The sequence below is a fragment of the Methylorubrum rhodesianum genome (genome assembly GCF_014199985.1).
Lineage (GTDB): Bacteria > Pseudomonadota > Alphaproteobacteria > Rhizobiales > Beijerinckiaceae > Methylobacterium > Methylobacterium rhodesianum.
In genome coordinates this window covers 117796-139739 of sequence record NZ_JACHOS010000008.1, presented here as the reverse complement: position 1 = coordinate 139739, position 21944 = coordinate 117796, and the positions used below count along the sequence as shown (strand labels likewise).

Annotated in this window: 22 protein-coding genes; 5 read left to right on the top strand and 17 right to left on the bottom strand. The window is 70.4% G+C overall.

Features of this window, described 5'->3' with window-relative positions; all coding sequences use genetic code 11:
• Positions 1-39 precede the first annotated feature (39 nt).
• Complete coding sequence (glgX, locus tag HNR01_RS13455; RefSeq protein WP_183668048.1) at positions 40-2133, top strand: glycogen debranching protein GlgX; 2094 nt, start codon at positions 40-42, stop codon at positions 2131-2133.
• 121 nt (positions 2134-2254) lie between these two features.
• Positions 2255-2905, top strand: coding sequence for a uracil phosphoribosyltransferase (upp, locus tag HNR01_RS13450; protein WP_183668047.1), 651 nt, complete (start codon positions 2255-2257; stop codon positions 2903-2905).
• Positions 2906-2917: 12 nt separating this feature from the next.
• On the opposite strand, the gene HNR01_RS13445 is transcribed toward upp, so the two are convergent.
• Together HNR01_RS13445 and HNR01_RS13440 are read right to left on the bottom strand one after the other, a co-directional pair.
• Positions 2918-3199, bottom strand: a complete 282-nt coding sequence (locus tag HNR01_RS13445; protein ID WP_017485159.1) for a type II toxin-antitoxin system RelE/ParE family toxin — start codon at positions 3197-3199, stop codon at positions 2918-2920.
• A complete protein-coding gene (locus HNR01_RS13440) occupies positions 3196-3420 on the bottom strand; it encodes a hypothetical protein (protein WP_017485160.1) in 225 nt (74 codons plus the stop codon). Before HNR01_RS13440 ends, HNR01_RS13445 begins: the two co-directional genes overlap by 4 nt.
• 110 nt (positions 3421-3530) lie before the next feature.
• On the opposite strand from HNR01_RS13440, the gene HNR01_RS13435 reads away from it, so the two are divergent.
• Together HNR01_RS13435 and HNR01_RS13430 are read left to right on the top strand one after the other, a co-directional pair.
• Positions 3531-4541 carry an NAD(P)H-quinone oxidoreductase gene (locus HNR01_RS13435; protein WP_183668046.1) on the top strand — a complete coding sequence of 337 codons (1011 nt, stop codon included), beginning with the start codon at positions 3531-3533 and terminating at the stop codon, positions 4539-4541.
• Positions 4542-4645: 104 nt separating this feature from the next.
• Complete coding sequence (locus tag HNR01_RS13430) at positions 4646-4924, top strand: hypothetical protein (protein WP_183668045.1); 279 nt, start codon at positions 4646-4648, stop codon at positions 4922-4924.
• 82 nt (positions 4925-5006) lie between these two features.
• On the opposite strand, the gene HNR01_RS13425 is transcribed toward HNR01_RS13430, so the two are convergent.
• The 5 genes from HNR01_RS13425 to HNR01_RS13405 all read right to left on the bottom strand — a co-directional run bounded on the left by HNR01_RS13425 (position 5007) and on the right by HNR01_RS13405 (position 9307).
• Entirely contained in the window at positions 5007-5888 is an 882-nt protein-coding gene (locus tag HNR01_RS13425) for a 3-hydroxybutyryl-CoA dehydrogenase (RefSeq protein WP_183668152.1), read from the bottom strand.
• A 140-nt stretch (positions 5889-6028) separates the two neighbouring features.
• Positions 6029-6982 carry an electron transfer flavoprotein subunit alpha/FixB family protein gene (locus tag HNR01_RS13420; protein ID WP_183668044.1) on the bottom strand — a complete coding sequence of 318 codons (954 nt, stop codon included), beginning with the start codon at positions 6980-6982 and terminating at the stop codon, positions 6029-6031.
• A 70-nt stretch (positions 6983-7052) separates the two neighbouring features.
• Complete coding sequence (locus HNR01_RS13415; protein WP_183668043.1) at positions 7053-7802, bottom strand: electron transfer flavoprotein subunit beta/FixA family protein; 750 nt, start codon at positions 7800-7802, stop codon at positions 7053-7055.
• A gap of 161 nt (positions 7803-7963) precedes the next feature.
• The gene (locus HNR01_RS13410) at positions 7964-8536 is read right to left on the bottom strand and encodes a cob(I)yrinic acid a,c-diamide adenosyltransferase (protein WP_026105625.1); all 573 of its coding nucleotides are present in this window, start codon (positions 8534-8536) and stop codon (positions 7964-7966) included.
• Between the two features lie 132 nt (positions 8537-8668).
• A complete protein-coding gene (locus HNR01_RS13405) occupies positions 8669-9307 on the bottom strand; it encodes an acyloxyacyl hydrolase (RefSeq protein WP_096484759.1) in 639 nt (212 codons plus the stop codon).
• A gap of 267 nt (positions 9308-9574) precedes the next feature.
• Here HNR01_RS13405 and HNR01_RS13400 point away from each other — a divergent pair, with 267 nt between their 5' ends.
• Entirely contained in the window at positions 9575-10075 is a 501-nt protein-coding gene (locus HNR01_RS13400; protein WP_183668042.1) for a lipocalin-like domain-containing protein, read from the top strand.
• Positions 10076-10089: 14 nt separating this feature from the next.
• Here the strand turns inward: HNR01_RS13400 and HNR01_RS13395 are convergent, their stop codons facing one another.
• From HNR01_RS13395 to HNR01_RS13350, 10 genes are all read right to left on the bottom strand, one after another.
• A complete protein-coding gene (locus HNR01_RS13395; protein WP_017485169.1) occupies positions 10090-10275 on the bottom strand; it encodes a twin transmembrane helix small protein in 186 nt (61 codons plus the stop codon).
• 66 nt (positions 10276-10341) lie between these two features.
• The gene (locus HNR01_RS13390; protein WP_183668041.1) at positions 10342-13053 is read right to left on the bottom strand and encodes a TIGR02302 family protein; all 2712 of its coding nucleotides are present in this window, start codon (positions 13051-13053) and stop codon (positions 10342-10344) included.
• 120 nt (positions 13054-13173) lie between these two features.
• Positions 13174-14253 carry an apurinic/apyrimidinic endonuclease family protein gene (locus HNR01_RS13385; protein WP_183668040.1) on the bottom strand — a complete coding sequence of 360 codons (1080 nt, stop codon included), beginning with the start codon at positions 14251-14253 and terminating at the stop codon, positions 13174-13176.
• 46 nt (positions 14254-14299) lie between these two features.
• Complete coding sequence (locus tag HNR01_RS13380) at positions 14300-15319, bottom strand: 5-oxoprolinase subunit C family protein (protein ID WP_183668039.1); 1020 nt, start codon at positions 15317-15319, stop codon at positions 14300-14302.
• Positions 15316-16041 (bottom strand): 5-oxoprolinase subunit PxpB, encoded by a 726-nt coding sequence (gene pxpB / locus HNR01_RS13375; protein WP_183668038.1) that lies wholly within the window; start codon positions 16039-16041, stop codon positions 15316-15318. The genes HNR01_RS13380 and pxpB overlap by 4 nt, the downstream gene beginning before the upstream one ends.
• A 47-nt stretch (positions 16042-16088) precedes the next feature.
• Positions 16089-16943, bottom strand: coding sequence for a CheR family methyltransferase (locus tag HNR01_RS13370; RefSeq protein WP_183668037.1), 855 nt, complete (start codon positions 16941-16943; stop codon positions 16089-16091).
• Complete coding sequence (locus HNR01_RS13365; protein ID WP_017485175.1) at positions 16943-18091, bottom strand: protein-glutamate methylesterase/protein-glutamine glutaminase; 1149 nt, start codon at positions 18089-18091, stop codon at positions 16943-16945. The genes HNR01_RS13370 and HNR01_RS13365 overlap by 1 nt, the downstream gene beginning before the upstream one ends.
• A gap of 91 nt (positions 18092-18182) precedes the next feature.
• Positions 18183-18620, bottom strand: coding sequence for a response regulator (locus HNR01_RS13360; RefSeq protein WP_375373192.1), 438 nt, complete (start codon positions 18618-18620; stop codon positions 18183-18185).
• A gap of 19 nt (positions 18621-18639) precedes the next feature.
• Positions 18640-19119, bottom strand: a complete 480-nt coding sequence (locus HNR01_RS13355) for a chemotaxis protein CheW (RefSeq protein WP_017485177.1) — start codon at positions 19117-19119, stop codon at positions 18640-18642.
• A 32-nt stretch (positions 19120-19151) separates the two neighbouring features.
• Positions 19152-21887 (bottom strand): hybrid sensor histidine kinase/response regulator, encoded by a 2736-nt coding sequence (locus HNR01_RS13350; RefSeq protein WP_183668036.1) that lies wholly within the window; start codon positions 21885-21887, stop codon positions 19152-19154.
• Positions 21888-21944: the final 57 nt, after the last annotated feature.

The following is a 21944-nucleotide window of genomic DNA, read 5'->3' as shown; positions in this document are numbered from 1 at the left end:
TGGCCTGTTCTTTTGGGCCCCGCTTCACGAAGGACCGGAATGATCGTCATCGAGGAGGGCCTGCCGACGCCGCTCGGCGCGCATTTCGACGGCCGCGGCGTCAACTTCGCCCTCTTCTCGCAGAACGCGACCCGGGTCGATCTCTGCCTGTTCGAGCCGGGCGCGCGGCACGAATCGCGCACGATCCGCCTGCCCTGCCGGACCGACGACGTCTTCCACGGTTATCTGCACGGCCTGCTGCCGGGCCAGCTCTACGCGTACCGAGTGTTCGGCCCTTGGGACCCGGCCGCCGGGCACCGCTTCAACCCGGCCAAGCTCGTCCTCGACCCCTATGCCCGCGAGATCGCCGGCCGCATCCGCTGGCACGATGCGCTCTACAGCCACCGCCATGGCGGCGCCCGCGAGGACCAGATCGACCGGCGCGACAGCGCGCCCTTCCTGCCCCGCGGCGTGGTCACCCGACCCGACACGCCCGATCCCGTCGGCCTGCCCAACGCGCGCCCGCTCCACGAGACGGTGATCTACGAGGCCCATGTCAGGGCGCTCACCATGACCCATCCGGCGCTCTCGGAGGCCGAGCGCGGCACCTATCTCGGCCTTGCCCATCCGGCGATCATCGAGCACCTGTTGAAGCTCGGCGTCACCGCCCTCGAACTCCTGCCGATCCAGGCCTTCGCCGACGACCGCTTCCTCGTCGACAAGGGGCTCGTCAATTTCTGGGGCTACCAGCCCTACAACTACTTCGCCCCCGAGCCGCGCTATCTCGGCGAGGGCGGGGCGAGCGGGCTGCGCTTCGCCATCCGCGAACTCGCCTCGGCCGGCATCGAGACCCTGATCGACGTGGTCTACAACCACACGGCGGAAGGCGACCATCTCGGGCCGACGCTCGCCTTCCGCGGCATCGACAATGCGAGCTACTACAAGCTCGACCCGGAAAATCCGCGCCGCAACATCGACTGCACCGGCTGCGGCAACACCCTGAACGTCGCCCATCCGCGGGTGATGCGGATGGTGCTCGACAGCCTGCGCCACTGGGTGACCGCCTACGGCGTGGCGGGCTTCCGCTTCGATCTCGCCACCAGTCTCGGCCGGGCGCCCGGCGACTTCACGCCCCAGGCCGCCTTCTTCCAGGCGGTGCAGCAGGACCCCGTCCTCTCGCGGGTCAAACTCATCGCCGAGCCCTGGGACATCGGCGGGGGCGGCTACCAGCTCGGCGGCTATCCCTACGGCTGGAGCGAGTGGAACGACCAGTTCCGGGACAACCTGCGCGGCTTCTGGCGCGGGGATTCCGGCACGCTCGCCAAGCTGACGCAGGGGCTCTCCGGCTCGCGCGAGATCTTCCTGCCGTCCGGCCGCTCGCCGCTGGCCAGCATCAACTTCGTCGCCTCGCATGACGGCTACACCCTCGCCGACGCGGTCGCCTACGAGGAGAAGCACAACGAGGCCAATGGCGAGGGAAACCGCGACGGCCACGGCCACAACCTCTCGGCCAATTACGGCGTCGAGGGTCCGACCGACGATGCCCGCATCCTCGGACTTCGTGCCCGGCAGAAGCGCAACATGCTGGCCTGCGTGTTCTTCGCGCAGGGCGTGCCGATGCTGCTGATGGGCGACGAGCGGTCGCGTACGCAGGGCGGCAACAACAACGCCTATTGCCAGGACAACGCCCTGAGCTGGATGGACTGGGAGCACGACCCCGATCCGACGCTCACCGCCTTCGTGGCCAACCTCGCCGCCCTGCGGCGGGCGTGCCGTTCCCTGCGGCGGCGCCACTTCCTCCTCGGCAGCCGCGTCGGCGAGACCGAACTGAAGGATGTCCATTGGCTCTCCCCGGACGGGACCGAGATGGACGAGGCCGCCTGGGGCGATGGCGAGCGCCGCGCCTTCGGCATGCAGATGAGCAACGACATCGAGGGATCGGAGCGCGTCCTCATCCTGATGAACGCGGCGGCGGAGCCCTGTCCCTTCGCCCTGCCGCCGGCGCTCGGCGGCCCTTGGCGCCCGGTCTTCGACACCACCCTCGACACCGGCGCCGTGCCCGACGGAGCGCGCGCGCCGGTCCGTGCCGGCGGCACGGTCGATCTGCCCGAGCGGGCGGTGCTGGTGCTGAAGTCGCCGCCGATTCTCGATTGAGCGATTCGCCAACGGTTCGTCCAGGAAAACGTCCCGCGCGTCTCGGTTTCCTCCGCCCCCCGTGGCATCGTGCGGCCCGGATTGCGACAGGCATATCGCGGCAGGCACGGGAACGGGTTCGATGCAGGTGGAGAGCGGCGGCACGGCACGGGTGACGGTGGTCGATCACCCCCTCGTCCAGCACAAGCTCACGATGATGCGGGACGGCGAGCGCTCGACCAAGGGGTTCCGCGAACTCCTCAACGAGATCGGCATGCTGCTGGCCTACGAGGTCACTCGCGACCTGCCGCTCGAACCGGTCACCATCCAGACGCCGATCCAGGCGATGGAAGGGCGCCGGATCGCCGGCAAGAAGCTGGTGCTCGCCCCGATCCTGCGCGCCGGCGTCGGCTTCCTCGACGGCATGCTCTCTCTGATGCCCTCGGCCCGCGTCGCCCATGTCGGTCTCTACCGCGATCCCGACACGCTTCAGGCGATCGAGTACTACTTCAAGAGCCCGTCGGATCTCGCCGACCGCACGGTGCTGGTGCTCGATCCCATGCTCGCCACGGCCAACTCAGCCGTCGCGGCGGTGGAGCGGCTCAAGAGCCGGGGCGCGAAGGATCTCCGCTTCGTCTGCCTGCTCGCCGCGCCCGAGGGCATCGCCCGCTTCCAGGCGGCCCATCCCGACGTGCCGGTCTGGACCGCGGCGATCGACAGCCACCTCAACGACCACGGCTACATCGTGCCGGGCCTGGGTGACGCCGGCGACCGGATGTACGGTACGCGCTGAGCTTTCCGTCCGTCAGCTCTGGCGGCGCCGAGCCGCATGGCGGATCGTGACGACGATGACGGCATCGGTCGTTTCATCGACGGTGTAATAGATCAGGTACGGAAGCCTCGGCACGACGAAACGGCGCAGCTTCGGCCGCACGACGCGCCCGGCGTCCGGATACGTCGCCAGGAGCGCGAATGCCTCTCGGATCGTCCTCTGCACATGGAGGGCGGCCGAGGGGTTTTCGCGATGGATGTAGTCGGCGATCTCGTGCAGGCGCCGGGCTGCGCGTCGGGAGACTTCGAGCTTCATCGCTCGAAGCTGCGAAAGGCGGCTTCGACCTCTTCGGGGGATGCCAGCTCACCGCTCTCGATCTCGGCGAGCCCGGCCAGCACATCTTCAAGATGCTCGGGATCGATGTCTTCCGCCGAGCCGAGCCCTGCGAGGCCGAGCATGGCCTGCGCGATGGTATCCTGATCGGCCGCGGGAAGCCCGCGGACGGTTTCGACAGCTTGTTCGAGCAGCTTCGTCATGAGGTCACCTTCGGCGTCCGAGTATAACACGGCTCGACGCGCCCCGCCCCATGCGCCATGTGACCCAAACTGCGAGCGACCAACCCGCCGCGTGAGTCCGAGGAGACCCCATGCCCAGAAACCTGCCCGAGACCATGCGCCAGATCCGCTTCAACGGCGCGGGCGGTCCGGAGGTCATGGCGGTCGAGACCGTGCCGCTGCCCGAGCCCGCGGCCGGGCAGGTTCTGATCGAGGTGGTCGCGGCGGGGGTCAACCGGCCCGACATCATGCAGCGCCAGGGCAGCTATCCGCCGCCGAAGGGTGCGACCGAGATCCCCGGCCTCGAGATCGCGGGCCGCATCGCGGCGCTGGGCGAGGGCGTGACGGGGTTTGCGGAAGGCGACGAGGTCTGCGCCCTCGTCATCAGCGGCGGCTACGCCGAGTTCGCGGTGGCCGAGGCCGGGCAGGTGCTGAAGCGGCCGGGGCCGCTCTCCCTGGTGGAGGCCGCCGGCCTGCCGGAGACGGTCTTCACCGTCTATTCCACCGTGATCCAGCGCGGGCGGCTGCAGAAGGGCGAGACCTTCCTCGTCCACGGCGGCTCGAGCGGCATCGGCACCACCGCGATCCAGATCGCCAAGCAGCACGGCGCCCGCGTCCTCACCACCGCCGGCTCGGCCGAGAAGTGCCGGTTCTGCGAGGAGCTGGGTGCGGATGCCGCGATCAACTACCGCGAGACGGATTTCGCCGAGGAGGTGAAGCGCCTGACCGATGGGAAGGGCGTCGACGTCATCCTCGACATGGTGGGCGCCGCCTACCTGCAGAAAAACATCGCCTCACTGGCGGTGGAGGGACGCCTCGTCCAGATCGCCTTCATGCAGGGCTACAAGGCCGAGAACCTGACCCTGACCCCGATCATGCTCAAGCGCCTGACGATCACCGGCGCGACCCTGCGGGCCCAGGCCAAGGAAGCCAAGGCCGCCATCGCCGAGGGGCTGAAGCGGGACGTCTGGCCGCTGGTCGAGGCGGGCAAGGTCCGGCCGATCGTCCATGCCACCTTCCCCCTGGAGGAGGCGCGCAAGGCCCACGAGCTGATGGAGACGAGCAGCCACACGGGCAAGATTCTGCTCGTCACGGGGCGCTGACGGTACAGGTTCCGCTAGGAACTCTCCAAGCCTGACCGGCGTTGGCGACGCATATCCCGATGCGAAACCACGCCGCTCTCACGAGGGCGAAGGAGAGACACTTCATGGCGCAGATCGAGAACCAAACCGATGCCCGCCAGGGCGCGAAGGGCAAGCCCGTCCTCTACGTGCTGGTGGCGAGCCTCGTGCTGCTGGCGGTGGCCACCGTCGGCCTCCTGAGCTGGAACCGGGCGGAGACGACCTCCGACTACGCCGGCAAGAGCCAGGAATCGTCCCGCGAGATGACGACGGGTTCCGTGAACAAGGCCCCGTCCTCCAACAGCGGCAACGTGCCGACCGAGAACCCGGCCTACCCGCAGCCGGCGCAGAAGTCGGCTCAGTAAGGCGGCAGCGCCCGGATCACGAAAAAGCCGCCCGGGACAGCATCCTGGGCGGCTTCTTCGTTCAGGAGGCGAGATTCGCGCCTCAGCGCGTCGGGATCGGCGTCTCGCCGCGGTAGTCGTAGAAGCCGCGCTTGGTCTTGCGGCCGAGCCAGCCGGCCTCGACGTACTTCACCAGAAGCGGACAGGGCCGATACTTCGAATCGGCCAGCCCCTCGTAGAGCACCTGCATCACCGACAGGCAGGTATCGAGGCCGATGAAGTCGGCCAGCTGCAGCGGACCCATCGGATGGTTCGCACCGAGCCGCATCGCCGTATCGATCGACTCCACCGAGCCCACGCCCTCGTAGAGGGTGTAGATCGCCTCATTGATCATCGGCAGCAGGATGCGGTTGACGATGAAGGCCGGGAAATCCTCCGACATGGTCGAGGTCTTGCCGAGCCGGGCGATGAAGGCCTTGGCCGATTCGTAGGTCGGGTCCTCGGTGGCGATGCCGCGGATCAGCTCGACGAGCTGCATCACCGGCACCGGATTCATGAAATGGATGCCGATGAAGCGGTCGGGCCGGTCCGTCGCCGCCGCGAGCCGGGTGATCGAGATCGACGAGGTATTGGTCGCGACCAGGGCGTCGGGCTTGAGCGAGGGGCAGAGCGTCTGGAAGATCTTGCGCTTGGTCGCCTCGTCCTCGGTGGCGGCCTCGATGACGAGGTCGCAGGCGCCGAGATCGTCGAAGGTCGGCGCGACGCCGATCCGCGCCAGGGCGCCGCGACGCTGCTCGTCGCTGAACGTCCCCTTCTGAACCTGGCGCGTCAGATTCGCGTCGATCAGGCCGAGAGCGGCGTCGATCCGCTCCGAATCACGGTCGTTCAGCCGAACGTCCAGGCCCGATGCCGCGCAAACATGCGCGATCCCGCTGCCCATCTGGCCGGCACCGATGATGCCGACCGTCTTGATCTCGATGCCCATACCCGTATCGCGTCCTGCCTGCTGCGGCATCGTCCCTCAATCCGCACCCCTAGAATGCGGCACTGCAACAAATGCGTCAAACCGGTCACAAGCCGCAGGGTTGCCGGACCGGTCCGACACGGTGTTGCTGGTCGTGACCCCTACCGATCCTTGGCCTTGGCGATCTCGGCCTGCAGCTCGGGAACGACCTGGAACAGGTCGCCGACGAGGCCGTAATCCGCAACCTGGAAGATCGGGGCGTCCTCGTCCTTGTTGACCGCAACGATCACCTTCGAGTCCTTCATGCCGGCGAGATGCTGGATCGCGCCGGAGATGCCGACCGCCACGTAGAGATCGGGCGCCACCACCTTGCCGGTCTGGCCGACCTGCCAGTCGTTCGGCGCGTAACCGGCATCGACCGCCGCGCGGGAGGCGCCGACCGCAGCACCGAGCGCATCGGCCAGCGGCTCGATCAGCTCCTTGAACTTCTCCGCCGAGCCGAGCGAGCGGCCGCCGGAGACGATGAACTTGGCCGATGCCAGCTCCGGCCGGTCGGACTTGGCGATCTCTTCCGACTTGTAGGCGGCGCCCAGCGCGTCGGGGGCGGCGGCTGAGACCGCCTCGACCGCGGCGGCGGCGCCACCCTCTTCGGCCGGCTTGAAGGCCGCCGTGCGCACGGTGATGACGCGCTTGCCGGCGCCGGCCTGCACGGTCTGGATCGCGTTGCCGGCGTAGATCGGCCGCTCGAAGGTGTCGGGCGAGACCACCTTGATGATGTCGGAGATCTGCGCGACGTCGAGGAGGGCGGCCACCCGCGGCAGGGTGTTCTTGCCCGTGGTCGTTGCGGCGGCGACGATCGCGTCGTAGGGCTCGGCGATCCCGGCGATCAGCGCGGCGGTCGGCTCGGCGAGGTCGTGGTCGTAGGCGGCGTCCTCGGTGTTCAGCACCTTCTCGACGCCGTCGAGCTTGGCCGCGGCCTCGGCCGCCGCCCGCGAGCCGGAGCCGAGCACCAGGGCGTGGATCGGCTGCCCGAGTTGCTTGGCCGCGGTGAGGGCCTTGAGGCTGCCGTCCTTGATCTGTCCGTTGGCATGCTCGACGTAGAGGAGCGTTGTCATCGACGAAGCTTTCGAAAACGAGGAGGGGGGCGCCGCTCGACCGGGATCGGGAGCGGCGCGGCCTGAGAAATCAGAGCACGCCGGCTTCGATCTTGAGCTTCTGCACCAGATCGGCCGCGGAGCCGACCTTGACGCCCGCCTGACGGCCCGGCGGCTCGGCGACCTTGAGCACGGTCAGCTTCGGCGTGACGTCGATCCCGAGGCCCTCCGGAGACAGCTCCTCCAGCGGCTTCTTCTTCGCCTTCATGATGTTGGGCAGGGACGCGTAGCGCGGCTCGTTGAGGCGCAGGTCGGTCGTGACGATCGCCGGCAGCTTGAGCGAGACGGTCTGGAGGCCGCCATCGACCTCGCGGGTCACGTCGATCGCGCCCTCACCGAATTCGAGCCTGAAGGCGAAGGTGCCCTGCGGCCAGCCGAGAAGGGCCGCCAGCATCTGGCCGGTCTGGTTCGAATCGTCGTCGATCGCCTGCTTGCCGAGGATGACGAGGTTCGGGTTCTCCTTCTCGACCACCGCCTTCAGCACCTTGGCGACGGCAAGCGGCTCGCAATTCACGTCGGTTTTCACGAGAATCGCCCGGTCGGCGCCCATGGCGAGCGCGGTGCGCAGGGTCTCCTGCGCCTGCTGCGGACCGATCGAGACGGCGACGATCTCGGTGACCTTGCCCTTCTCTTTCAGGCGGATCGCCTCCTCGACGGCGATCTCGTCGAAGGGGTTCATCGACATCTTGACGTTGGCGAGCTCCACGCCCGACCCGTCGGCCTTGACGCGGATCTTCACGTTGTAATCGACGACCCGCTTGACGGGCACCAGGACCTTCATGGCTTTCGCATTCCTCCGTTCCTGCGAAGTCCCGGCGTCACTTGACGGACAGCTCTCGGACCCGCTTGACCGCACTCGATTGGATTGTCGGGGCGGCGGGACCGTAGCGAGGCGATTTCCCGATTGTCAACGCGCCTGAGCGGGGCGTGACTGACGGACTCTCAACGGTTTTGCCCGGGGACCCAGAGCACGTCGTCGGCGCCGTCGCGGTTGGCCGCGCGGGAGGCTACGAACAGGAAGTCCGAGAGCCGGTTGAGATATTGCAGGGCCTCTCCCGAGATCGCCTCGCGCTCGATGCCCGACAGGGAGACCACGAGCCGCTCGGCCCGGCGGCAGACGGTGCGGGCGAGGTGGAGCGCGGCGGCCGTCGCCGAGCCGCCGGGCAGGACGAAGGACTTCAAGGGCGGGATGTTGGCGTTGAGCGCGTCGATCTCGGCCTCGAGCCGCTGCACCTGGGCGGCGACGACGCGCAGGGGCTCGTAGCCCAGCGGTGCGTCGCTCGGCGGGGTGGCGAGGTCGGCGCCGAGGTCGAACAGGTCGTTCTGGATGCGCGCCAGCATCGCGTCGAGGGCGGGTTCGGCGGTGAGGCGGGCGAGGCCGATGCAGGCATTGGTCTCGTCGACGGTGCCGTAGGCCTCCACCCGAAGATCCGCCTTGGAGCGGCGCTCGCCGTTGGCGAGCCCGGTCGTGCCCTGGTCGCCGGTGCGGGTGTAGATCCGGTTGAGCTTGACCACGACGTCCCTCCCGCGGGGCATGGTGTTCATCGAAGAGAAAAGACCCGCCGGGCGATGTTTCGCGCCGGGCGGGTCTTTGCAAGCCGTAAAAGCCCGGCAAGCCGCAAAAGCGGCCGGCGGCCGGGCGTCAGGTCAGAAGGTGTAGCCGAGCTTGCCGCCGAAATTGGTCAGGCCGCGGTTGTCGCCGCACAGGCCGGCATTCGACATGTGCTCGACCGTGGCCATCACGCTCCAGTGCTCGTCGATGCGGAAGCCCAGCGCCGCCGCCTCGCGGAACAGCGGGTTGCAGCCCAGGGCGTTGAAGCCGTAGGGGGCGTTCGCCTTCAGGCCGGTATAGCCGTTATGCGCGGCGCCGCCGAAGAAGCCTTCGAGGAAGACGCGTCGGCCGAGGGTCTCGGGGAAGAGATCCACGGTCCAGGTGGCGCCGATATAGGCGTAGCTGGTGCGGCCGCCGGTGTTGTAGCTGCCGCCCACGGTGGGCCGCGGCACGAAGGCCTGCCAGAACGGGTCGGTGGTCACGAGCGGCTTGGCGAACAGGATTTCGCCGTTGACGTTCGCCGTGCTGAAGCCCGGAAGCTTGCCCTCGGCGCTGCCCGGATCCTGGACCGAGCCGCCGATGCGGATCTCGGAGACGATCGAGTAGGGCTGGACGGGGGCGAAGTAGGGCGGTGCGGCGGGGGCCCGGGCGGCGCCGAGATCGGCGGCCTGCGTGGCCGTGATGGCCGAGCCGGCAAGAACGCCGACGAAAATCCGGGCAAGAGGTGACTTCATCGGCGGTCGATCCGTCCGTTTCAACCCGCCTCGAATATCACGACGCCTTGAGCACAGCCCGCGGATTCATCCGCCTTCGGCGCTTTTGCCCATCCGGTGGGGCGCCGACGCCACACTCCGGTCTGACCCGGCATCGCCGATCGCGGACGCATCCGTCGGCGGCGGTGCCCGCACAGGGTGAGTCAGTCGCGATCATGCATCCGCTGCGCTCCTCTCGCGTTGGACCCGGCGATCCCGGTGAGGGGTGCGCCGGAGCCGGGGGAAGCAATGCGGACGACGATGGTGGCGATGGGGATGGTGGGCGCGGTGGCTCTGGCCGCCGGCCCGCAGCCGGTCCGGGCGGCGGACGAGGCCCGTCTGACCGGGCTTTGGAAGCTCGTCTCCTACGAGGTCGAGGTGCGCGAGAACGGCGAGAAGCTGCCGGTGATGGGGGCGCACCCGACCGGCTACGCCTACTTCACGCCGGAGAAGCGCGTCTTCTTCATCCTGACCGGGGAGGGCCGCAAGCCCGCCGAGACCGAGGCGCAGCGCGCCGCCCTGATGGGCACCCTCGTCTCCTATTCCGGGACATTCCGCCTCGACGGTGACAGCTGGACCGCCGATCTCGACGTCGCCTGGGATCCGAAATGGGTCGGCACGAAACAGACCCGGATGTTCACCCTCGACGGCGACCGGCTGCGGGTGCTGACGCCCTGGCGGGTGATGCCGAACTGGGCCGACCGGGGCGAGACCCGCAGCATCGTGACCTTCGAGCGCGGCAAGGAGTGAGGAGAGGCGGCCGCTCAGGCCGCACGCCACCAGACCACGCCCATGATGACGATGATGGCCACGAATTGCAGGAGCACGCGCAGGCGCATCAGCTTCTGCGAGAGGTTGGCGCTGCCACCCCGCATCATGTTGACGAGGCCGAGGAGCAGCACCACGGCGACCGCGAGGCAGGCGAGGAGAACGAGCTGGTTGGCGGACATGGGTCGTTGATCTCGTGAGGGACCGCGCTCGCGCGGGGGCGGCCCGGGCGGTAGTTGTTCGGGGCGTCAGTTCCGCCGGAGCAGGCGCTCGAAATAATCGAGTTCCTCCTGCGGACGCGAGGGGTCGCCGAGCTTGCGCCGCAGCTCTTCCATGATCCGCCGGGCGCGCTGCACTGCCGACTCATCCGCGTTGGGCACCCGGACGTTGCCGTTCGAGAGGTCGCGCCCGCGGGTCGGGCGGCCGAGCGGATCGTCGTCGGCGGAGCCCGAGCGGCCCTGGCGGCCCTGCGATTGCCCGTCCTGCTGGCCCTCGCCCTGGCCTTCGCCCTCGGCCATCTGCTGCATCTGCTTCTGCATGCCCTCGGCGCCGCGCTTCAGCCCGTCGAGCGCGCGGCCCTGGGCGTCCACCGCGTCGCCGTTGCGGCCGCGGCCCAGGGCCTCTTCGGCCTCGCGCATGGCCTCCTCGGCATCCGCCAGGCCCTCCTCGCCCTGAAGCCCCTGCTGCTTCATGCGGTTCTTGAGATCCTGGAGCTGCTCGCGCAGGCCCTGCTGGCGCTGGCCCATGTTCTGGCCCTGCTGTCCGCCGCCCTGACCCTGCTGGCCCTGACCCTGCTGACCCTGGCCCCGCTGCCCCTGCTGGCCTTCGCCCTGCTGGCCGGGCTGCTGCCCGCGCTGGCCCTGCTGCCCCTGCTGCTGGCCCGGCTGCGGCCGCTGGCGCTGACCGGGGCGCTGCTGGCCCTGCTGCCCTTCCTTGTAGGTCTCGTCGCGCAGGTCCTGCTGGTCGCGGGACATCTTGTCGAGCTCGTCGAGCTGCCGGTTCATCTCGGCCATGCCGCCGTCGGACTTCTGTCCGCCCTCGGCATTCTGGAGGTTCTCCAGCACGTTGCGGAGCTGGTCGAGCAGGCGCTGGGCTTCCGCTGTGTCACCGCGCTGCATCGCCTCCTGCATGTCCTTGATCATCTTCTCGAGATCGTCGGGCGTGACGGTCTGGCCGCCCTGCTGCTGCCGGCGCTCCGCCTGCGGCTGGCGCTGCGGCTTCGCGCGCTGGGCGAACTCCTTCATGAACTTGTCGAGGGCCTGTTTCAGATCCTCGGTGAGCTTCTTGATCTCCTCGTCGGGCGCGTTGCGGTCGATCGCCTCCTTGAGGCGGTCCTGGGCGGCGCGCAGGGCCTTCTCGGCATCCGAGAGGTCGCCGTCCTCGATCTTGAGGGCCATCTCCCACAGAAGATCCGCGACGTTGGTGAGATCCTCGTCCGACTTCGCCGCGCGCAGGCGATTGGCGGCGGTGGTGAGCCCGAGGAAGATCGCCGGCTGCGGCGTGAAGCGCTCCGGGGCGATCCGCAGGGCGTCGAGAGCGGTCTGGACGCGGGCGCGATCCTCGTCCGGCGCGGTCACGAGACGGCGGCGCTCCTCGGCCAGCGCCCGGGCGAGCGGCTGGCTGAAGGGACGGGCCGGCAGCACGATCTCGGCGGTCTCGGTGCGGCCCTCCTGCCCGGCCTCGTCGCGCACCACGAGGGTGAGCTTCACCCGCGCGCCGGACCAGGGATTGTCGGTGAGATCGACCAGCGTCTTGGTCTCGGTCTCGCCGGTGGCGTCGGTGGGAAGCGCGAGCGCGATCTTGGGCACGGGCACGAGCGAGCGGCCGGCCTTCAGCGGTTCGATCAGCCCCTCCGCCGAGGCGATGCCGTAATCGTCCTTGGCGCGGTAGGTGATGTTGAAGGTGCCGCGGCCGTTGACCTCCAGGTCGCCGACGCGGCTCACTTCCGGCGGCCGGTCGGGGATCGTCTCGATCACGAGGCGGTGCGGCTCCGATCCGGAGGCGGCGATGCCGAGTTCGGCGGTGCCGCCGGCAAGCCGGAAACGCTCCTCCCGCAGGCTGGCGCGGGTCTCGCTGCTCTTCCCGCCGTTCTGTCCGCCATTCTGCGGGGCACCCTGCGGCGCGGGCCGGTTCGGTGCGGCCTTCTCGTCCCGGGGGATCGGCACCAGGGCGGCGTTCGGGGTTAGTTCCGCCTCGCCCTGTCCGGCGATGCGCACGATCAGGGTGGAATTCACCGGGGCGCGCAGGCGCTGCACGGCCTCCTTGGCCGTGCCCGACATCGTCACGATCAGCGGGGGCACGCGGGTGTAGATCGGCGGATCGATCCATCCGTCGACGCGGAAGCTCGGCGCGGCGGCCTGCGGCTCGCGCCAGTCGAAGGCGGCGGCGACGCGTCCGCGCCATTCGGGGCCGGCGACGAACAGGGCGGCGAGCGCCGCGACGAGGATGCCGGCGCGCAGCGCCAGGGGATCGTGACCCGGCATATGCGGGCGCGGGCGGCCGGCCTTCAGCCGCGCCACGGCGGCGGCGGCCCGCGACTGGTGCAGGGCCCAGAGGGCGCGGGTGACGGGGTCGCTCTGGCCGACGGCCAGCGTGTCCTCGATGGAGGAGGCCGGATCGTGGGCGCTTCCGCCCTGGCGAGCCGCCTCCCGGTCGATACGGGCGAGCGCCTCGCGGCGGCTCAAACTCCGCAGGCGGAGGGCGGGCAGCAGCGCCGCGACGAACAGGAGTGTGAAGAGGCCGAGTCCGACCATGCGCCCGAGCGGGGACAGGTCGAGCCACAGGCCGAGCCACGACACGGCGAGGAAGGCGAGGGCGACCCCGAGGCCGCGCCACAGCACCGGCCAGGCCCGCTCCCACAGGCCCGCCGCCCGCGCCCGCGCCACCAGCCGGTCGAGGCGGCGGCGCGCCTCGCCCTGGCGGTCGTCGCTGACGGAATTCGTCCGATCGGCCTCGCTCATCGTGTCCGGTCGCGGCTCCCACGGGCACCGGGCCGAGAGGGCCCGCGCACGAATGAGGAAGCTAGCATGGTGACGGGCGCCGTCCGCCGGGTCAAATCCGCCCAGCCGCGCTTCGAGCCGTCACGCCGCGGCCAGGGACAGGTCGCGTCCGATCCGCACGGCCAGCGGCACGCTCGCCCGGTTCTTGCCCTTCGCCTCGATCTCGAAATCGGTCCAGGCGAGATGGCGGGCGACGAGCGCGTTGACGGCCTCGTTCCACATCAGGTCGGAATGCGCCGCGAGATCGCGCCAGGAATGGCCCTGGCCCGAGAGGGCGGCGTAGTCCGGCAGGGCGGCGGGGTCGTGGTCCGGCAGCAGTGTTTCCCGTGAAACGCTGATGTGGCTCACCGGCCGCACCCCGCGCCAGGAGGCGATCACCGCCTGGACGCGGGGATCGTCGGGCTCGATGTACTCGCCCCGGCTCTCGACCCAGTGGTGATGGAGGTCGAGCACCACCGGCACCCGGTCCCCGAGCCGCAGCACCGCGTCGAGGCCGAACAGCGACTCGTCGTTCTCGACGGTGAGCAGGTTGCGCGCCGTCTCCGAGATCAGGGACAGGCTCTCGCGAAACCCTTCGATGCCGGGCTCGCGACCGCCGATATGGATGTTGAGGTGAGCGCCGAACGGGTGCCAGCCGGAGCCGTAGCCCAGCATCGTCATCACCTCGGCGTGGTATTCGAGTTCGGCGATGCCGTTGGCCTGCGCGTTCGGGTTGCGCGAGGCGATGATGCAGAACGGGCCGGGATGCATGCTGAGGCGCACGCCCCCCGCCCGCGCCCGTTCACCGATCCGGGCGAGACCGGTCTCGATCAGGGCGCGCATCGCCGGCTCGGCATAGAGCGGCTCGGCCACCGGATGGGTGTAGCCGGGCAGAACGGAGCTCGCCATGCGCAGGAGCCGCTCCAGCGGCGGCCGGCCCGAGACCCAGGCGACCTGACGCTCCAGGGCCGCGAGGTTGTGGCGCACCACGCCCTCCAGCTTCTCGTATCGCGCAGCCGGTCCGAGGCGCTCCAGATGCGCCATGGTCACCGTGCCGAGATTCATCAGCTTGGCCGCATCCTTGGCGGCCTTCAGGGTTTTGTGGGCCGGATCCGGATCGGGAATGAAGGTGCAGCAGAAGCCGAGGCGGGGCGGCTCGGAGGTTTTGGGTTCGCGCGACATGGCCCGACAACGCGTCAGGGCCGGTTTTGGCCCCCACGCGAAGGCATCAATCCTCCGTTCCCAGCGCGTCGACCGCGGCGCCCGCGAGGTTGGCGGCCATCAGCCGCTCGGTCTCGCTCTCGACCGGCTTGAGCTGGGCGCCCAGCGCCGCGATCCTCGCCGCCTCCTCGCGGGCAAGGCGGGTGGCGGTGGCGAGGTCGATCGCCTCGAACCGTACGGGTTCCCCGGGCCGGCGCTGGGCGATCCGTCGGAGGTCGGCGGAGATCACGGTGGCGATCTTCGGATAGCCGCCGGTGGTCTGGCGGTCGGCCAGCAGGACGATGGGCCTGCCTGAGCCCGGCACCTGCACCGAGCCCGCCACTGTGGCGTCGGAGACGATGTTGAAGCCGCCCGGGCCGTGGGCGATCGCCGGGCCGTCGAGCTGGTAGCCCATCCGGTCGGCCCGGTTCGAGACGGTGAAGGTCTCGTGCAGGAAGGTCGCGAGACCGGTCTCGGAAAAGAGATCGTCCTGGGGGCCGAGGACGACGCGGATCGGAGCCGTCCGCTGCAGGGGGACCGGGTCGAGGCAGACGTCCGTCCCGCCTGTGGGCGAGGCGGTCAGCGGCAGGCGGTCGCCCTCGCGCAGGGCGCGTCCGTCGAGGCCCCCGAGCGCCGCGCGCTGATGCAGGGCGCGGCTGCCCATCACGCTGCGGACGGCAAACCCGCCGGAGACCGCGAGATAGGCAAACACCCCCTCGCGCGGACGCTCGATCGTCAGTTCGGCGCCGTCCGGCAGGACGAGGGAGCGGTGCGCGGCGACCGGTTCGCCGTCGAGGCGCATTCCACTCGGCGCGCCCGCCAGGGCGAGGCGCACCGCGCCGCTCTCGGCCCGCAGGCGGGCCCCGGCGAGCCCGAATTCGAGCGCCGCCGCATCGGCCGGATTGCCGACGAGGCGGTTCGCTGCGGCGAAGGCGAGCGGATCCATCGGCCCGGAGGCCGAGAGGCCGTAGCGGAGATAGCCGTGCCGGCCGCCATCTTGGATCGAGGCCGCGCCGGCGAGGCGGGCCAGGCGCAGATGGGCGCTCATCCCTGGCACAGCTCGGCCACCGGCTCGCCGGCCTCCGCCGCGGCGGCCAGGGCGTCCCAGCGCGCGGCCGGGGTCGGGACGAACCGTACCCGGTCGCCGGGGCGGAGCAGGAAGACCGGATCGCGCTCGGGCACGAAGGTCCGTTCGGGCGTTCGCCCGAGAAGATGCCAGCCGCTCGGCGCGGCGATGCTGGCCACCAGCGCCTGGGCGCCGCCGATGGAGATGGTGCCGGCCGGCGTGACCGGACGCGGGCTGGGCCGGCGCGACAGGGCGAGACCGGGATCGAGGCCTTCGAGATAGGCGTAGCCCGGCAGGAAGCCGATCATCGCCACCCGGTATTCGGGGGCGCTGTGGCGCTCGATCACCGCCTCCGGCGCGAGCCCGTGATGCGCGGCGACCGCCTCCAGATCGATCCCGAACGCGCCGCCATAGACCACGGGAACGCGCCATAGCCGCGGGGTCGCGACCGCCGCGAGCGGCTCGCCCGCGAGCGCCAGGACAAGGCGGCCGAGTTCGGCCGGAACGGCCAGCAGCGGATCGAGATGGACGGTCAGCGAGCGGTAGGTCGGCACCGTCTCTCGGATGCCGGGTAGCGCGCGCGCGGCGAGCGCCGCGTCGAGGGCGAGCACGCGGGCGCTGCAGGGCGCCTCGATCCGCTCGCCGAACTCGATGGTGAAGGCCGTGTCTCCGCAGGCGAGGAGCCGCGGCGCGTCGTACGTCATGGCCGGCAGGCTAGCCGATCCGGCCGCCCGCCGCGAGACGACGCGCCCTAGAACCCCGCCGCGAGGCGGTGGGGTGCCGCCCGCCCGGCGACCGTGGCCTGGCGGTAGAGGCCGCGGTTCTGCGGATCGGGCACCAGCGCCTCGGTCAGGCCGATCACGGTCTCGGCGGCACCCAGCAGCAGCGCGCCGTCGGGGGCGAGGGCCTTGGCGATCCGTTCCAGCACGTCGGTCTTGGTCGGCGCGTCGAAGTAGATCAGCACGTTGCGGCAGTAGATGATGTCGAACTGGCCGAGATGCTCGAACGGGCTCAGCAGGTTGAGCGGCCTGAAGCTCACCATCCCGGCGAGCGCCGGGCTGATCCGCCACTGCTCGCCGACCTGGGTGAAGTGCTTCACGAGCAGCTGCACCGGCAGGCCGCGCTGCACCTCGAAATGGCTGTAGAGGCCGAGGCGGGCCTTCTCCAGCACCTCCGTCGAGAGGTCGGTGCCGACGATCTCGACCTGCCAGCCCGCGAGCTGCGCCCCGGCCTCGTGGATCATCATCGCGAGCGAGTACGGTTCCTGACCCGTGGAGGCCGCCGCCGACCAGATCCGCAGGCGACGCTGGGCGGCGCGGGCGGCGATGGCCTTGGGCAGCAGCACGTCCCGGAACAGGTCGAACGGCGCCCGGTCGCGGAAGAAGAAGGTCTCGTTGGTGGTCATCGCCTCGACCACCGCCCGCTCCAGCTGGCCCTCCCGCGACAGGCGCAAGGCCCCGACGAGATCGGTGAGGGTGGCGATCCCGAAGCGGCGGCAGACCGGGGTGAGCCGGCTCTCCACCAGATAGCGCTTCTCCGCCCCCAGGCTCAGCCCGGAGCGCTTCCTGAGATAGTCGCGCAGGAACGCGAAATCCGCCTCGGTCATCAAGCCCGCTCCGCGATCGCGCTGCGCAGGGCCGGCCCGATCTCGGGAAGCGGCAGGACGGCGTGGCACAGGCCCGCCTTGGCGACGCTGCCGGGCATGCCCCAGACCGTGCTCGTCGCCTCGTCCTGGGCGAGCAGGGTACCGCCGGCCTCGACCAGCGCGCGGGCGCCCGCCGTGCCGTCCGAGCCCATGCCGGTGAGGATGACGCTGAGCGTCGCCCCGCCGTAGAGGGCGGCGGCGTCGAGGAACATCACGTCCACCGCCGGGCGGCAGAAATTCACTGGCGGTCCGTCGTCGAGACGGATCACGGTCTCCGCGGCGGAGCCCGCGAGCCGCATGTGGCGCCCGCCGGGAGCGACGTAGATGCGGCCGGGCTGGAGCCGCTCGTCGGCCTTGCCCTCGGCCGCAGGCAGGCCGATCCGGGCGCCGAGATGCTCGGCAAACACGGCGGTGAAGACCGGCGGCATGTGCTGCACGATCAGGACCGGCAGGCGCCGGAGCGTGGCCGCGCCGATCTTCTCCAGCACCTCGCCGACCGCCCGCGGACCGCCGGTGGAGGAGCCGATCAGCAGGGCGCGGGGCGGCACCACGGTGCGGGGCTTCGGCCGCAGCGTCACCGTGCCGGACAGGCGCGAGACCGCCGGCGCGGCGGGTACGGCGGAGGTGGCCGCCTCGACCGCGGTCGGGGCCGGTCGGCGCCGGGCGCGGGCCGCGCCGAACACCCGGATGCGCTCGAGCAGGTCGGTGCGGAAGCCGTCGGACGTGGTGACGCCGCGGTTGCTCTCGGGCTTGGGGATGTAGTCGACCGCGCCCAGCGACAGGCAGCGCAGCGAGACGTCGGCGTTGCGCTGGGTCAGCGTCGACATCATCACGACCTGGATCCCCGGCTGCTTGGCGAGCATGAGGGGCAGGGCCTGGATGCCGTCGAGTTCCGGCATCTCGATGTCGAGGAGCACGACGTCGGGGTAGCAGCGGGCGAGCGCGTCCACGGCGGCGCGGCCGTTCGGGGCGGTGGCGACCACCTCGTGGCCCGCCTCGCTGAGCCAGCGGGAGACGAGGCCGCGCACCACCGCCGAATCGTCGGCGACCAGCACCTTGACCGGGCTGCGCGCCGCGGACGCCTGTGCGACGGCGGGAAATGCCGACATGGGGAACTCGTTTCCGCGGAGCGAGAGGGGGCGGGGACCTCGCGGCCCCTGAGGATGCGGCCCCTGAGGATCCGGAGGGGCCGGGGAGGGATCAGGCGGCTTCGGAGGAGCGCATCGCGAAACCGACCTGGTCGAGCTTGGCGATCATGATCTCCCGGTCGAAGGGCTTCATGATGTACTCGTCGGCGCCCGCGTGCAGGGCCCGGGCGATGGCGCCGACATCGTTCTCGGTGGTGCAGAACAGGACCTTGGGCCGGTCGCCGAGGGGCGCCTGCCGCAGGTGCCGCAGCACCTCGTAGCCGTCCATGTTCGGCATGTTCCAGTCGAGCAGGATCACCGTCGGCATCGCCTCCGCGCACATCGCCAGAGCGGTGGCGCCGTCCTCGGCGTCGCGGACGGTGAAGTCGAGGGTCTCGAGGATGCGGCGGGCAACCTTGCGGATCACCGCCGAGTCATCGACGATCAGGGCCGTCTTCGCCGTGTTCTCGGTCGAGCTCTTGATCGCGTTCTGGGCCGAGCTGGTCATCATGGGCGCATCCCTCTCGGCTTCAGGCGACCTGCGACTCGCGGGCGTCGCCGAAGGCGAGCAGCGCATCGACGTCGAGGATGACGAGGAGCCGTCCGTCGAGACGGTGCACGCCCAGCGAGATGTCGCGCCAGCGGGCATCGAGGTTGATCGGAACCGGCTCCTGCGTGTCGGCGCCGAGTTTCAGCACCTCGCCGACGCCGTCGACGATGAGGGCGAAGGTCTCGCCGGACTGCTCGAGGCCGATCGCCATCTCGGCCGCGCCCGCCTCGCGCCCGGGGATGCCGAGGCGGCGGCGCAGGCACAGGGCCGTCACGACCCGCCCGCGCAGGTTCAGGAGGCCGACGATCTCCCTGGGCGCCAGCGGCACCGGGGTGATGCCGGCGGGCACGAACACGTCGTGCACCCGGTCGATGGTGAGCCCGAACATCGTCTCGCCGACGAAGACGGTGACGTAGTCGGTGGTGTCCGTGGGAACGGCGTTGCCGTTGGCGGCCTGCATGGCGGCGTGTCCTTATCCGGTCCGTTCGGGTCTCAGGCGGCGGCGCGGGCGGCGGGTTCGGCGGCCTCACCGATCTCGGCGAGCGCCGCGAGCAGACCGCTGCGGTCGAACTTGGCGACGAGGTCGCTGATCGCGAGGCGGCGCGCCTGCTCGATCGCGTCGGCGGCGACCGTGCCGGTCAGGGCGATCACCGGCATCTCGGCCAGCCGCCCGCCGCTCTTGCGCATCGCGGCCACGAGGTCGAAGCCGCTGCGGCCGGGCATGTCGAGGTCGCTGACCACGAGGTCGATGCCGGCACTGCCCTTGAGCAGGCCCATCGCCTCGTCGGCGGAGGCGGCGGTCGTCACGCCGTAGCCCGCCGCCTTGAGCACGGGGGTGAGCATGTCGCGGAAGAAGGCCGAGTCGTCCACGAGCAGGAGCGAGGGCGCCTTCACCACCGTCTTGCGCGGGCCGCGCGCCCAGTCGTCGTAGGCGAGCGGCAGGAAGTGGGCGATGTTGATGATGTCGGTGGCCCGGCCCCGCAGCACCGCCGAACCGATCAGGTCGGAGCGGTCGGCCGAGATCTCGATGTCGAGACGCTCTTCGACGATGTCGACGATCTCGTCGACCACGAGGCCCATCGCCCGGTCGCCGTCGGAGAACACGACGAGCGCCTGGTTGCCCTCGGAGCGGATCTCGATGCCCGGATCGGCCGGGACCAGCGGCATCAGACGGCCGCGGTACTGGATCAGCGGGCGCCCGCCGAGATGCTCGATCTTCGAGGCGTCGATCTCCTCGAGGCGGGTGACGAGGGAGAGCGGCACCGCCTTGAAGCCGCCCGCGCCGCCCTTGAACACGAGGAGCGTCGCCTTGGCATCGCCGGCCTCGGTCTCCTCGACCTCGGTCTCCGTCGCGGCGCCGGACTGCGCGCTCTGGCCGACCAGCTTGGCCACGCCGTTGGGATCGACGATCAACACCACGGCGCCGTCGCCGAGGATCGTGTTGCCGGCAAAGAGCGGGATGTGGCGCAGTTTGGACGACATCGGCTTCACGACGATCTCTTCCGTGTGGAAGACCTCGTCCACGAGCACGCCGAAGCGCTGCCGGCCGACCTGGGCCACCACCACGAAGCCCGACTCGACGAGCTCGCCCTCCTCGACGGTCGCCTGCCCGCGCATCAGCCCCTCGAGGGTGACGATCGGCAGGAGCCGCTCGCGCAGCCGCAGCACCGGCGCGCCGTGGATGCGCTCGATCGAGTTCGTGCTCTTGTTCTCGCCCTTGGGATCGACCCGGACCAGTTCGAGCACCGCGATCTGCGGCACGGCGTAGCGCTGCTCGCCCGCCTTGACGATGAGCGCCGAGACGATGGCCAGCGTCAGGGGGATCTTGATGGTGAAGGTCGTGCCGCGGCCGAGTTCGGTCGCGATATCGACCACGCCGCCGATGGTCTCGATGTTGGTCTTGACGACGTCCATGCCGACGCCGCGGCCGGAGACCGAGGTCACCGCCTTGGCGGTGGAGAAGCCGGCATGGAAGATGAACTTCGCGACCTGCGCGTCGGTCATCCGCTCGACATCGGCCGCGGGGGCGAGGTTGCGCTCGACCGCCTTCTTGCGGATCGCGGCGAGGTCGAGGCCCTTGCCGTCGTCGGCGATCTCGATCGTGATCGTGCCGCCCTCGTGATAGGCCGAGAGGCGGATCGTGCCGCGGGCCGGCTTGCCGGCCTTGAGACGCTCGTTGGTGGCCTCGATGCCGTGGTCGGCGGAGTTGCGCACCATGTGGGTGAGCGGGTCCTTGATGACGTCGAGCACCTGCCGGTCGAGTTCGGTCTCGGCGCCGGACATCACGAGGTCGATGCCCTTGCCGAGTTCGGCCGAGAGGTCGCGCACGACGCGCGGCAGCTTCTGCCACGCATTGCCGATCGGCTGCATGCGCGTCTTCATCACGCCTTCCTGCAGCTCGGCGGTGACGTGGCTGAGGCGCTGCAGCGGGACCTTGTAGCCGGAATCCTCGTGACGCCGGGCGATCTCGAGGAGCTGGTTGCGGGTCAGCACCAGTTCCGAGACCATCGTCATCAGGTGCTCGATGGTGTCGACGTTGACGCGGATCGTCTGCACCTTGGCGGCCACGGCGCTCTCGCCGCCCTCGGCCGCGGGCGCTGAGGGCGCGGCGGCGGGACGCTCGGCGGCCTGGACCGGCGCTGCCGGCTCGGGCGCGCTCTCGAAGGTCGGCGCGGGCGCTTCGAGGACGGGCGCGGGCGCTTCGATCGCCGGCGCGGCGGGGAAGTCGTCGGGGCCGGGCGCCTCCATGAAGGCGCGCTCCAGATCCTCCAGCGAGACTTCGCCGGGCTTGAGTTCCCGCTCGACGATCGGCGGCAGTTCGGGCGGGGGCGGCGGAGCGGCGGCGGCAGGCGCCTCCTCGGAGGCCATCTGCTCAAGGGCACCGATCAGGTCGGCATCGGCGCCGGCCGGCTCGGAGCCGGTGGCCTCGAGGTCGGCGAGAATCGCCTTGAGCCGGTCGAGGGTGGCGAGGATCAGCGTGACCGAGGCGCCGCTGACGGGATAGCCGTCGCGGAAGCGCCCCATCAGGGTCTCGGCGGCGTGGGCCAGCGCCTCCAGCCGCGGCAGGCCGAGGAAGCCGCAGGTGCCCTTGATGGTGTGGACGAGCCGAAAAATGTTGCGCAGGATCTGCTGGTTATTGGGGTCCTGCTCGAAACGGACAAGCTCCGCATCGACCGTGTCCAGATGCTCGGCGCTCTCGACCAGAAACTCGCGAAGCAGATCGTCCATGGGGGGTACTCGTCTACGCGCACTAAGGGACGTGCGACGAGCACTCTCGCCTTGGAA